Below are 12,381 nucleotides of genomic sequence, written 5' to 3'. Positions count from 1 at the left end.
CCTATGAAAAAAACTTTCTTTCAAACGACTTACAACCTAAATGCGAACTTAATAATCCTTGCGTTTCTTAGCTTTCTCTTTAAGATTGGAATCAACTTACTTATTCAAATGTTAGAAACCACTAAACTCTCTGAAATGCAAGGACTTTTTACAACAATACTAGATAAGTTGACTGCTCTTGAACATTACATTCAACTATTGTCATTCTGCCTTATTCTCATTCCTACTCTTTTGGTTAGCATTGAGTTAGTTCAAAGATTTTTAAAAGATTCATTATGGAATTATTTCAAGTCTATTTACCAGACTTCTAGAATGAGACAATTTCTGAAGCAAGATGAACAATATGAATCAATGAATACAATTGAGAATCAGACCGTTACTCGCATCAACCCCATTTTAAAAAGTTTCAATCACTCTGTCTTAGGGTGTACAGTAGATGTAAGAAAAGAAAACGTCACTGTCTTACTTGCCATTCCAAGAACTCAACAGGCTCAGAAGTTACTGAAAGAAATGGAAGATGATATCAAGGAAGAAATTTCAAACAGAAATCCACACTATTATTTTTCTTCACCCCATCGAAAAGGTAATACACTTTGGTTTACAGGAACTAAGAGATAAAGGAAAATATGGGGCTTGGCTCACATAGTGAAAGCCAATAGCCCCGTATTTTCAAAATCATCTATTCACGTGTAATGGGGTTACTACGACCCCCATTACACCAATAATCATCAATCATAGAAAGGAAATAAATGGCTAAAGAAAAACGCTCGAACAAGTGGGCTTTCCTTCTTTATCAGGAAAGTGCCCCTGAGCATTATCTGGATGTTTTAGAGAACATGCATATCCCCTTTGTTCTCAGTCCATGGCACGACAAAGACATCAACAAGGAAACGGGAGAATTTAAAAAAGCTCACAAGCATGGAGCATTATATTTTGATTCACTCAAAAGCTATTCTCAAGTTTCCGAATTACTAATTAAGAACCTCAATACACCGGCCCATGTAGAACCTGTTATGTCTCCTAAAGGAATGTATGACTACTTCACTCATGCAGAAAATCCTGAAAAGACTCTGTACGATATCAATCAAATTTAAACTGGTTGTGGCTTTGAGCTAGATAAATTTCTTATCAGCAACAACAGTGACGAATTTCTTTTAATGGTAATTGATATGATAGAAGAACATAATTTTACAGAATTTAACAACTTAGTAAGATACGCTAGAAAAGAAAATCAGCAGTTGCTAAGTTTAGTTATGGATAAAACTTACTTCTTTGCAAAATATCTGGACTCACGCCGTCATTCTAGATATGGGAAGGAGGATAACGAATGCAAGTAATCCTACCAGATGAGCAAATTCACCAAATTCAACTATTACTATCCAATCTTATTCGAAAAGAAATTAAACAACAATTAGAAAAAAATCCTTTAAGTTGTCCCTATTTGAACAAACAACAGACTTGCGACTATTTAGGAATTTCCAACAACACTCTTGATTCATGGATTCAAAAGGGGCTTCCATCCATCAAAATTGGAAAAACAATTCGATTCCACAAAGAATCTATTGACCGCTGGCTAAACAGTAACAACTAGAAAAATCAAGATTTTTATTTTATAATGGTCATGATATTTTCTGGTTCGATGAAAAGGAGAATATCATGACTATCAGTAAGACAAAAAACGGAACTTACCGCTTAAAAGTCTATATACCAATAGAAGCACGAATGCCTCTTGGCATCGTTAATAATAACTATTATGATAAAAGGTTTAAAACAAGAAAGGAGGCACGACAAGCAGAGATAGACTTACTCACGAAGTTAAACCAAATTGAAGATAATGCGTTTTCGGGACTAGGCAAAGAAGATATTCTTTTCTCAGACTTCTATACTAATATTTGGTGGGAATCCTATAAAGCAGGACAAACTACATCTACTTCTAAACCACCAAGCAGGTCAACAATTGCCAATACCAAAACATGTTTTGAAAAGCATATACTACCACTTCTTGGCAACTATACGATTCAATTTTTAAACCAAAATAAACAGGTTATTCTAAATTTAATGACGTCAAAAGCTAACGAATATGCAAACTTCAAAACTTTACGAAGTTACGTTATTTCTATTTTTGATTGGGCGGAAGAACTTGAGTATATTGAAGCAAATAGAGTTGCAAAAACTTTAAGGCGAATTAAGGCTGTCAAAAAAATTCAACTTGCAGAATCAAAACGTGATGAAGATTTATATTTAACTCATGAGCAACTCCAAGAGTGGTTTTCAGCCTTTAAAGAGGATTTAGAGAATGATAAAATATCACTCAAAGATTACGTCCTTTTCTATCTCACTTTTTTCCTTGGAGATAGAAAATCAGAAACATATGCTCTCCAGTGGAAACATATCGACTTTTCAAAATCTCAGATTCAGTTAATTCAGGCTTTAGATAGATACGGACAAGTAAAATCTACCAAAGGAAATAAAAAAACAATCTTTTCTATTTCTAGTGACTTACTTCAACTTCTGACTTCATGGAAAAAACAACAAAAATATGAACTGGCAAATTTTGGTATCATCAGTAATCCAGAACAATTCATCTTTACTTACATAGATACCAGAGGAAATACCAATAAACCTTTACACTCTGACTATCTCAATAATAAGATGAAAACTATCAGAAAGCGACACCCAGAGCTTACACACGCTACGCCACACAAACTACCTCATACGGGAGCAACGCTCGCTAAACAGGCAGGAATGAGCATAGAAGCCATTTCCGAAGCCCTAACACACAGCGATACAGGTACAACACAGATTTATGTCAATACTTCTAATGTAGTCCCTATGGCAGTCGGTGAATTTGCCTTAAAGTCTCTAAAACAATGAGGTGAAAATAAGGTAAATTTTGAGGTGAACTTTTTCAAAAAACATAAAAAAAGCACCCATGAGGTAAACTCTTGAGTGCTTTGAAACGTTGATATAATCGTATTGATTAACGTTTTGAGAATTGTGATGCTTTACGAGCTTTCTTAAGACCTGGTTGGAAAAACTATGATTTGAATAACCTTCAGTAAATGCTTAAAATCAATGTTTTCCCACTTTTTCAGAAAACAGAATTTCATCTAATTTGAATAAATTTCAGTTGAATGGTGTGAATTTCACCCTAAAAATACACGAATTGAGCTAGATTTTACCAAAAAGTTCACACCATATAAAATTTATATATAACTGAACTGTAATAGAGAAAAGAGAGCCAACCGCTCTCTTTCTTTTCTATCTAAATTTTCGTTTTCCTGCTAAAGCTAGTAGTCCAACACTTGCTCCAAGCAATGCTAAAAGTCCTGAATTCTTAGTTCCTGTATTTGGAAGTTGTTTCTTAGGTTCTGCTTTTGCATTTGTAGCTTGTGCAGGAGCTTGATATGTTTTATCGTCTTTAGTTCCCACTGTCGCAACTACAGCCTTATTTTGCGCCTTAGCATCCACAACATCAACTACTTTACCGTTAGCATCAAGGACAGGTTTAACTTCTCCACCTGCTTTACGGATTGCATCTTCTTTATCTTTCAAGGCTTGCAAGCGTTGTTGTTCAGCAAGGTATGCGTCATGGTCGGCTTTGAGTTGCTTAAAGTTCTCATACCCACGAGCCTTAGCTTCAGCGATACCCTCAAGACGAGCCAACTCGTCCTTAGCAGTCTTCAACTCAGTACGGAGTACACCAAGTTTAGCATTAGCGTCAGTAAGCTCTTTGTCCAAAGCTTTAAGAACTTCATCACGCTTAGTAAGGGCAAGTTCAAGCACTTCATAAGTATCACTAGCCTCTTTAGAAGCTTCACGTTTGCGAGCAAGGTCTGCACCAGCTGACTTACGAGCCAAGACTGCTACATCATGAGCCTTAGTAAGAACTTCCAATTCACCTTTGGCAGTTTCAAGAGCCTTGTCTGCTGTTGCTTTTTCAGATTTAGCTGTTTCAAGAGCCTTTTTAGCATCAGCAAGAGCCTTAGCCTTGTCAATAGCGTTTGTTTTAGCTAGTTCAAGAACTTCTTTGGCAATTTTTAGAGCTTGCTTGTCTTCAGCCAACTGAGTTTTGGCGTCTTCAAGAGCCTTTTCGAGAGCTGGGAGGTCAATCTTGTTCAATTGGATATCGGACAAGTGTTTGCGAGCAAAGTAAAGTTCATCGTCAGCTTTACCATACTTAGTCTTAGCAAGATATACCCCTCTTTCGGCTTCTTTGAGGGCTGTGTATGCACCGATGTAAGACTTCTCAGCCAAGTCTACCTTTTCCTGCAATTTTGCAAGCTGTTCTTGTTGACTTGGGGCAGTAACTACTTTCGTCTTATCAAATTTTGAATTGTTTGAAAGTAAGTTATCTGAAATCTTGATGTAGTGGATTACAGAAGTAAAGCGCTTGTTAGAACGGAAACCAAGACCAGTGTACTGCATGTACCCAACATTAGGGCTTGCTGGAAGTACCCCACTAAGTGAGTTTGCATGCCCCCACTTAGCATGAGAATCGTCAAACAACATAGACAAGATATCGTCATAGATACGACGTTTAAGGTCTGCAACAGTAGTTGTTTCGTCGTCACTGAAACCTGCAAGCTCACCCAAAAGCAAACCGTTGTCTTTTTCTCCTACCTTGCTAAGAGCATCGAAGTCGTGACCATACTCTTCTTTAGAGGTACGAGCCACTTCGTTAGCAATACGAATTGCATCTTCTGTAACCTTAACAGGGTCTGTACCGAATTGTTTACGAAGTTGGTTGATAAGGTCTGCTGCGAACAAAGAAAGCTCTTTACGAGTTTCGTAATCAAGATTGTTGATATCTACCTTTGTGTTAAGGTCTTTCTTAGACGCTTGAGGGTAGTTCAAGTCGTAACGATAAACTTCCCCACCATCGAAAGTAATTTTACCAAATTTTTCGTACTCTTTGAAAGCGAGCGCTTTTAGTTGGTCTGAAAGCTCTTTGCTTGGGTTAGAAATGTACTGTTTAAGAAGATTTACATACTCCTGGCTTACGTTGATGGTATACTTACCACCTTGGTCAGACAACTCTTCTTTAGCACGGTCAAGGTCGGATTTGGCTGCTTTAACTGCTTCTTCTTTTTGAGATTGGTTAGCTTTAGCATCGTTAAGGGCTGTAGTAGCTTGTTTAAGCTCTTTTTCTGCAGAAGATATCTTGTCTTGGGTGTCTTTAATAGCCTGTTTTTTGTCTGCAACAGCCTTTTTACCGTCGTCAAGTTTTTTCTGAGCCTCATCTACCTTACGTTCAGAAACCCTAACTTGGACAGTAGAGGTGTAAGCATTCTTTTCGAGTGCACGAATATCGGTAGTAGATGAAAGAGAATCTACTTTATTCTGAGCCTCAGCTACCTTGTTAGAAGCATCTGTAGCAGTCTTTTCAGCATTAGATACTACCTTAGTTTGGTCAGCAACCTTTTCAGCAGTCGCAGATACAGATTTATCAGCATCAGCTACAGACTTTTCAGCAGTCGCAAGCTCACTGGCTTTCTTGTTAGCGTCTTCTTTAGCTTCAGCTACCTTTTCAGGTGTGACAGTCTTAGCTTCTTCTACCTTTTTAGTAGTGTCAGCGATAGTCTTTTCAGCATCTGCAATGTTTGCTTCAGTAGATGCAACTACTTCTTTTTGCTTAGCTACATCCTGATTAGCCTTATCTGATTCAGCTTTAGCCTTGTCAACGTCTTGTTGGGTAGGAACTTTAGGTTTGACCTCGTCTTTAGTAACAACCTTAGTTGCAGGCTCATTAACGGCTACTTCAGTCTCACTAGCCGATACCGTAGTAGATACCCCAAGAGCCGAGATTGCAAGCGTCGAAATAACTGCGCCTGTGCGCAATTTCTTGCCGTAATCTTTTTGTAATTCCATCGTATAAATCTCCTTTTGATAGTTTTATAGTCCTATTTTATCACATATTGTAGCGTTTTAAAACTATTTTATATAGCATTTCTCTTTTATAGTAGTTTTTTAAGACTATAAAATTGAGTATGATAGGATTTAAGGGGTACTGATATGACAAAAACAAATCTACAATCTTATCTAGGTAAGAGAATCCGATTACTGAGACTTCAAAAAAATTTAACTCAACAGCAACTAGAGGAACTGGCGGACTTGCCATTAAAATACACTTATAAATTAGAAAACCTTGAACCAAATATCAAAATCAAAACATTACAAAAAATTATGGATGCACTTGATACAGATATAGAGACTTTTTTCGATATATCCGTAACCGAAAGCAATCCTTTAATAAATCAGCTAATATATAAAATTAAGGAACTAACACCTAGTAAACAAGAACGAGTTCTCAAGCTAATGATACAGCTTATTGACGAAATAGAAACATAAACCAAGTCACAAAAAAATGACTTGGTTTTATTTTATTCTCCTGTAAATAAAAACCGAATGTTCTTCGTATGGTTAAAAATTTCTAAGACCCTCGCGTAAATTCTTTCCCCCTACCGAAAATGAATAATCAAAACAGCATAAAAAATAGGTATCCCAGCGAAGAGGTCTAACTACCTAAGCAAAATAAGAAGAGTCTGACGAAAATTTAGAACAACATCATACTATAATATATATAGACTGGCGTAAATTTTTGACTACCTATACTATAATATTTATACAATGGCGTATTTTTGAGATAATTCAATTTTTAATATTAAAATGACGTAGCTGAAGGAATCCCCTTGCGATATAGTAAGTGAAATTAAAAGATCGGGGTGATGAAAAATGTACTATTTGAGTTAAATTGATAACATTTGATAACTTGTTATCATCAAAGATTAAAATTACTTGTCAGCATTCTAAAAAGTCTGACCACGCAAAGACAAGGAGAAATTTATATGTCAAAAGAGAAAAAATTAATCGTAGGAAACTACGAAAGCGCAAGAGCATTTTTAGATGCTTTGTCAACTTCTATTGATATCTCGTCAGATATCAAAGTAATCAATACAAACAATGGAATCATAAACGAGGGTCAAGATAATCAACGACCATGGGCATCTCTTACATGCGTAGATGTCGAACTCTATGAACAGTTCGCTAGCATTGCTCAAGAGGCTTACTGTCCAACCTTCAAAGTCAAGCTGAAGAACTATCAAAACGAGAACTTAGATAGTTTAGTCAACGCTGACATCGTACTTAACAAGTACGACTTGTCATTTGTTCTTGACAAGTTGAAGCAACCAGTCGGACTCGCTCTTGTAGCTGAGCTTGCTGATATTTCATTAAAATAAGTGATAAAAATAGTGAGTTATCATCTACAAAATGTAAATGATAACTACTCACTATATGACGAGGTAACATATATGTTGATAAAAATATTCTGTTCTCTTATTATTGCATTATTTGTATGGCAAGGTCTTAATATTCTATACATTTTTCTAAAACGACAGTTTCTCATTGTGTCAGATGAGGTTGTTAAGAAAAATGAAAATTTATGGGAACAATGTCTCTTGTTGACAGGCAAGCAAGTTAAGTTTATAACTACATTGATTCAAAATGTCACACTTTGGTGGTTCAATAAGAAAGCTGATGAACAACTACAAGTCCGAAAAGGTACTGTCTTACAAAACGTGGTCAATCATCTCAATCAAAATTTATCTCATGATTTACAGTTAAAAACTATAAATCCTGCTACCACACGAGGTATAGATGTTTGGATCTATCTCGCTAATAATCTTGACACAAATTCTCAAAAGGAGCTTGAAGAGTATTTCATGGGAGTGTTGGCTAAATACACAAATGAATTTGCTCTTGACTATATGCACATAGAAATGAATATTGGTGCTGGTTGGGTTGCTAAATTCGATGTTAAAACAGTCGAAGAGGCAACATACAATCGTATGGCAAGAGCTTCTGAAGTTGTTCAAGAAGAGGAATTTGATGAGGACTTAGATTTATGGTAGATACTAGACCATTATTAAAAGTAGGTGGTGGAAAACTAGGTTGGGAGGTTCCTAGTTCTATCATTAACTACCTGATTCTTGGTAATGTAGGTTCAGGAAAATCAGTAATCGCTAAGATGGTTGTCACTGACGTATTTATTACTGCTCACAGAAAAAAAAGAGCGTTACCAATGCTTGTCGTTTCTGAAATTAAACAGGAAGACTGGCTAGAATTTGAAGATAGTCCTAATGTTTTTCTCGGTTGGAGGGCTCACAAAGCTATCGAAGTCGCTTATAATGAGATGATTCGCCGTCAAGAAAATAGATCTATAGAAAGAATACCATTGATTTTATTAGTTGAAGAAGTGACTGTTTTGATGAGTTCGCTCGAAGGAAAACAGAAAAGTAAAATTCAAAAGATGCTTAAGTCTATCATCCTCAGTGGCCGAAGTCGCTCCATTTTCTGTTGCTTTGTTTCCCAAGATTTACTAGCGCAAGACGGAATCGATACAAATCTTCGAAATCAATTTGGAGCTGTTCTCGGTTTAGGTAATATGGCTTCACGTTCAGCGATCGTAAATAATATTTTCTGCCTTGAACCTGGACAAAAGCTAGAAGCTCTTCCAAACCGCTATGGTTGGTATCAAGAAATAAACGGTAGTCAACCTATAAAAGTTCAAGTTCGGAACATTCGTGATTTTACTAAAATGAACAAAGTACTTACGAAGATGCTTGAGCAGTATCAGCCACCAAATGAAAGCGCCTCAGAGGGTTAGGGTTGGCAAGCCGAAGTGCTTGTTCATTTTACCAACCCTAACCCTCTGAGGTGCAAACCTGCGGTAGGCAAAATATTTCTAACTTAAATTCTAACTATTCTACGCACGTGTTAGACTGGGCTTGTCAACGGTCTAACACTAGAATAGTTAAAAGAATAATTAAAGAATAGTTAAAAAAAGAAAGGTTAATTATACATGGCAACAAAGAAAAAAGAAGCACTTTTGACTTCTGTAGCAATTACACAATACTTTGATCCTAAATATTGGAAAAATGGTTGGGATGAAGAACTCATTAAATCTGCAAATGTTGATAAAATTCTTGAGGAAATAGTAAAAAGAGTTAGTGATGTCGCAACTGTTTCCGAAGCATACGCAATCAAGCATGACAAGGATACATCACTTGTTTTTGACAGTGTAACCAATTCAACAGTCTCCAAACTAAAAGAGCCACATATTCACGCTTTACTCAAATTTGAGAAAGGTGCAACACTAACTGATTTAGCTGTACAAATTGGACTAGAACCTCAATATCTTGAAAAAGCAAAGTCGGGAAGATATGGATACGATAACTTGTTAGCTTACTTAATTCATGCAAAAGATAAAGATAAGTATCAATACAGCCCTGATGAAGTGATTACTCTAACAGGTAAAAACTATTTAGAAGTTTATCACGAAAGACATGTAAGCTGGCTTAAAGGAAAAGCAAAAAAGGAAGTGCTACAAAGTTATGAGGATATCGATTTATTAATTGATAACATTCTAAACGGGAATATTACGAAAAAGGAAATACTACTTAATAAGCAATATCATACTCTTTATACAGTTCATAAAGTTAAAGTAAACGAAGCAATTAAAAGTACTGGAGAAATCAAGTGCGCAAAAACAAAAGATGAACTGGAAAACGGAGAGTTTAAAAAGACAATCTTATTCATATATGGAGCTTCTGGACTTGGCAAGTCAACATTTGCAAAAGAGATAGCAAAAAGTCTTATTCAGTTAGCAAAGTTGAATAATAAAAAATGGCAATCAGTCCTGACCGCAGGCACAAATATGTTTGATGAAGTAAACGGAGAAGAGATACTACTACTTGATGATGTCCGAGGAGATAGCTTAACTGCTTCAGATTGGTTAAAAGTTTTAGATCCATATAATATTAGTCCTATCTCAGCACGTTATCAAAATAAAATAGGCGCTGCCAAAGTCATTATCATCACAAGCTCTAAACATCCTTTGACCTTCTTCTATCATACTAAAGGAAATAATCGTGAGGATTTATCACAATATGTTCGAAGAATTGAACATCTAGCAACGTTAAAGGGTGTGGGGGATGAACCTATTTTTTATGAATCTCACCCTACAAGAACATTGAACAATCTGAGACGAATCCCAGAGATTGGACATGAAGTTTATCTATCTTACGATTTCACACATGATAACGAAATGAAAAGTAAAGAAGAGCTTCTATCCATGCTAGTTTCAAAGGTTGGACTCAACAATCAATGGGATATATGGGAGTACGACAAAACAAAAACCCCATCCGAAACTTTGGCGAGCGAGGACGAGGTTACAGATAATCAAGAAAAGTAAATAGGGTATCTCTTGATACCTCTATTATATCACATATTGGAGGAACAGATGCAAGTTATTTTACCAGACAAACAAATTCACCAGATTCAGCTTCTACTCGCTGAACTTATCAAAAAAGAAATTGAAAATAGATTGAACAATAGTAACCTTGAAAGTCCGTTTTTAAACAAACAACAGGCTTGCCACTATCTAGGCATCTCAAACAATACTCTAGACAGTTGGATTAAAAAAGGATTACCTTACATTAGAGTTGGAAAAACTATTCGCTTTGATAAAGCAGAAATCAATCGCTGGTTACAAAATCAGTAGAATTTCTACCGTGGTTTGTTATAATGAAATCACGGTATTTTTCTAGCTCAATTAAAAAGGAGAATACTATGTCAATTACAAAAACTAAAAATGGAACTTATCGCTTACGAATCTACATTCCTGAGGAAGTTAAGTCTTCACTAGGTGTCGATAAGAAAGTGATTGAAAAACGGTTCAAAACAAGGAGTGAAGCAAAAAAATACGAACTAGAACTTCAAAACAAGATTGACAAAATTCTTAGTGGAGAATCAGCCTTACTAGAAAATAATGGTTCTATACTCTTTTCTGACTTCTATAAAAACGTTTGGTGGGAATCCTACAAAGCAGGACAAACCACTTCTACGACTAAGCCACCTTCTCAAGCTACTATAACTGGTACAGAAATTGCCTTTAGAAAACATATCTTACCTATGCTTGGCAACTACTCTATTGAGTTTCTTAATCAAAATAAACAAGTTGTTTTAAATCTATTAACTCAAAAGGCTGAAGAATATGCAAATTTCAAAGTTATCAGGAGCTACGTTAACTCTATCTTTGACTGGGCGGAAGAATTAGAATATATCGAAACAAACCGCCTATCTAAAACAATAAGTCGTATCAAAGCCACTAAGAAAATCAAGTTGCAAGAATCTAAAAAAGATGAAGATTTATACCTATCTCAAGAAGAACTTCAAGCATGGTTTACAGCTTTTGAAGATGATTTAGAAAACGGGAAGCTCTCATTCAAAGATTATGTGCTATTCTATACTACCTTTTTCTTAGGAGATAGAAAATCCGAAAGCTATGGTTTGCAATGGAAGCACATTAACATCAAGAAACAGGAAATTCAATTGGTTCAAGCCTTAGATAAATATAAAAATGTAAAATCTACAAAAGGGAACAAGAAAACAACTTTTCAAATCCCTATTGAACTAACTGAATTGCTCCAATCTTGGAAAAAGCAACAAAAAACTGAGCTGGCAAAATTTGGTATTATTCAATCTGATGAACAATATGTCTTTACTTATATCGATATGAAGGGTAATGTTAATAGCCCCCTGCACTCTGACTATCTTAACAATAAAATGAAATCTGTCAAACACCGTCATAAGGAGCTGACACACGCTACACCTCACAAATTACGCCATACAGGTGCAACTCTAGCTAAACAAGCAGGAACTTCACTTGAAGCTATTTCAGAGGCTCTTACTCATAGCGATACCCTTACAACTAAGACTTATGTAAATACTTCAAATGTCATTCCAATGGCTGTTGGAGAGATTGCTTATCGCAATCTTAAAAAGTAATGGTGTGAATTTGGTGTGAAAAATGGTGTGAATTTTGCTAAAAATCATCAAAAAAACACCCCATGGTGTGAACCATGAAGTGTTGTAAATGCTGTATTGTAGCTGGTTCTTAACGTTTAGAGAACTGGCTAGCTTTACGAGCTTTCTTAAGACCTGGTTTCTTACGCTCAACTTTACGTGAGTCACGTGTAAGAAGTCCTGCGCGTTTCAATGAATCTCGGAAGTCTGGGTCTACTTGAAGAAGGGCACGAGCGATACCGTGACGTATAGCTCCTGATTGACCAGCGTATCCACCACCTACAACGTTAACGAAAACGTCGTATGAACCTACAGTTGAAGTAACTGCGAATGGTTGGTTGATAACAAGACGAAGGTCAGCGTGTGGGATGTACTCTTCAACATCCTTTTTGTTAACAGTGATTTTACCAGTTCCTGGAACAAGGCGAACGCGTGCAACAGCGTTTTTACGACGTCCAGTACCTGCATATTGTGCTTGTGACATACTTTATTGTTCCTTTCCTTAGATAAGTC

At 36.2% G+C, this 12,381-nt stretch carries 12 protein-coding genes and 1 pseudogene; 11 read left to right on the top strand and 2 right to left on the bottom strand.

Features of this window, described 5'->3' with window-relative positions; genetic code table 11:
* The first annotated feature begins 3 nt into the window (after positions 1–3).
* The 4 genes and pseudogenes from PCY17_RS10735 to xerC all read left to right on the top strand — a co-directional run bounded on the left by PCY17_RS10735 (position 4) and on the right by xerC (position 2,874).
* Positions 4–618 carry a hypothetical protein gene (locus PCY17_RS10735; RefSeq protein ID WP_084944069.1) on the top strand — a complete coding sequence of 205 codons (615 nt, stop codon included), beginning with the start codon at positions 4–6 and terminating at the stop codon, positions 616–618.
* Between the two features lie 131 nt (positions 619–749).
* Positions 750–1,337 (top strand): annotated as a pseudogene (locus PCY17_RS10730) (replication protein).
* The gene (locus tag PCY17_RS10725) at positions 1,328–1,591 is read left to right on the top strand and encodes a helix-turn-helix domain-containing protein (protein ID WP_084944070.1); all 264 of its coding nucleotides are present in this window, start codon (positions 1,328–1,330) and stop codon (positions 1,589–1,591) included. Before PCY17_RS10730 ends, PCY17_RS10725 begins: the two are co-directional and overlap by 10 nt.
* Positions 1,592–1,656: 65 nt before the next feature.
* The gene (gene xerC / locus PCY17_RS10720; RefSeq protein WP_084944071.1) at positions 1,657–2,874 is read left to right on the top strand and encodes a tyrosine recombinase XerC; all 1,218 of its coding nucleotides are present in this window, start codon (positions 1,657–1,659) and stop codon (positions 2,872–2,874) included.
* Between the two features lie 387 nt (positions 2,875–3,261).
* Here the strand turns inward: xerC and PCY17_RS10715 are convergent, their stop codons facing one another.
* Entirely contained in the window at positions 3,262–5,871 is a 2,610-nt protein-coding gene (locus PCY17_RS10715; protein WP_272155333.1) for an SEC10/PgrA surface exclusion domain-containing protein, read from the bottom strand.
* Positions 5,872–6,015: 144 nt separating this feature from the next.
* Between PCY17_RS10715 and PCY17_RS10710 the strand changes: the two genes are divergently transcribed.
* From PCY17_RS10710 to PCY17_RS10680, 7 genes are all read left to right on the top strand, one after another.
* Entirely contained in the window at positions 6,016–6,351 is a 336-nt protein-coding gene (locus tag PCY17_RS10710) for a helix-turn-helix domain-containing protein (RefSeq protein WP_000169361.1), read from the top strand.
* Between the two features lie 497 nt (positions 6,352–6,848).
* The gene (locus PCY17_RS10705; RefSeq protein ID WP_272155334.1) at positions 6,849–7,241 is read left to right on the top strand and encodes a hypothetical protein; all 393 of its coding nucleotides are present in this window, start codon (positions 6,849–6,851) and stop codon (positions 7,239–7,241) included.
* Positions 7,242–7,313: 72 nt separating this feature from the next.
* Positions 7,314–7,913, top strand: a complete 600-nt coding sequence (locus tag PCY17_RS10700; RefSeq protein WP_272155335.1) for a hypothetical protein — start codon at positions 7,314–7,316, stop codon at positions 7,911–7,913.
* Positions 7,907–8,668 carry a cell division protein FtsK gene (locus PCY17_RS10695; RefSeq protein WP_272155336.1) on the top strand — a complete coding sequence of 254 codons (762 nt, stop codon included), beginning with the start codon at positions 7,907–7,909 and terminating at the stop codon, positions 8,666–8,668. Before PCY17_RS10700 ends, PCY17_RS10695 begins: the two co-directional genes overlap by 7 nt.
* A gap of 195 nt (positions 8,669–8,863) precedes the next feature.
* Complete coding sequence (locus PCY17_RS10690) at positions 8,864–10,255, top strand: Rep family protein (RefSeq protein ID WP_301394488.1); 1,392 nt, start codon at positions 8,864–8,866, stop codon at positions 10,253–10,255.
* Positions 10,256–10,303: 48 nt separating this feature from the next.
* Positions 10,304–10,564 (top strand): helix-turn-helix domain-containing protein, encoded by a 261-nt coding sequence (locus tag PCY17_RS10685; protein ID WP_272155338.1) that lies wholly within the window; start codon positions 10,304–10,306, stop codon positions 10,562–10,564.
* Between the two features lie 68 nt (positions 10,565–10,632).
* On the top strand, positions 10,633–11,850 hold the full coding sequence (locus PCY17_RS10680; RefSeq protein WP_301394486.1) for a tyrosine-type recombinase/integrase: 1,218 nt from the start codon (positions 10,633–10,635) through the stop codon (positions 11,848–11,850).
* Between the two features lie 109 nt (positions 11,851–11,959).
* Here the strand turns inward: PCY17_RS10680 and rpsI are convergent, their stop codons facing one another.
* Entirely contained in the window at positions 11,960–12,352 is a 393-nt protein-coding gene (gene rpsI / locus PCY17_RS10675; RefSeq protein ID WP_000075973.1) for a 30S ribosomal protein S9, read from the bottom strand.
* Positions 12,353–12,381 lie beyond the last annotated feature (29 nt).

It is taken from the genome of Streptococcus sp. SO2, from assembly GCF_030440025.1.
The sequence above is the reverse complement of the archived record's forward strand: the minus strand, read 5'-3'. Positions and strand labels throughout refer to the sequence as shown.

Coding starts and splice junctions, on each gene's coding strand:
- xerC (WP_084944071.1), top strand. CDS start 1,657: ATGACTATCAGTAAGACAAAAAACGGAACTTACCGCTTAAAAGTCTAT.
- PCY17_RS10685 (WP_272155338.1), top strand. CDS start 10,304: ATGCAAGTTATTTTACCAGACAAACAAATTCACCAGATTCAGCTTCTA.
- rpsI (WP_000075973.1), bottom strand. CDS start 12,352: ATGTCACAAGCACAATATGCAGGTACTGGACGTCGTAAAAACGCTGTT.
- PCY17_RS10735 (WP_084944069.1), top strand. CDS start 4: ATGAAAAAAACTTTCTTTCAAACGACTTACAACCTAAATGCGAACTTA.
- PCY17_RS10705 (WP_272155334.1), top strand. CDS start 6,849: ATGTCAAAAGAGAAAAAATTAATCGTAGGAAACTACGAAAGCGCAAGA.
- PCY17_RS10695 (WP_272155336.1), top strand. CDS start 7,907: ATGGTAGATACTAGACCATTATTAAAAGTAGGTGGTGGAAAACTAGGT.
- PCY17_RS10680 (WP_301394486.1), top strand. CDS start 10,633: ATGTCAATTACAAAAACTAAAAATGGAACTTATCGCTTACGAATCTAC.
- PCY17_RS10725 (WP_084944070.1), top strand. CDS start 1,328: ATGCAAGTAATCCTACCAGATGAGCAAATTCACCAAATTCAACTATTA.
- PCY17_RS10710 (WP_000169361.1), top strand. CDS start 6,016: ATGACAAAAACAAATCTACAATCTTATCTAGGTAAGAGAATCCGATTA.
- PCY17_RS10700 (WP_272155335.1), top strand. CDS start 7,314: ATGTTGATAAAAATATTCTGTTCTCTTATTATTGCATTATTTGTATGG.
- PCY17_RS10715 (WP_272155333.1), bottom strand. CDS start 5,871: ATGGAATTACAAAAAGATTACGGCAAGAAATTGCGCACAGGCGCAGTT.
- PCY17_RS10690 (WP_301394488.1), top strand. CDS start 8,864: ATGGCAACAAAGAAAAAAGAAGCACTTTTGACTTCTGTAGCAATTACA.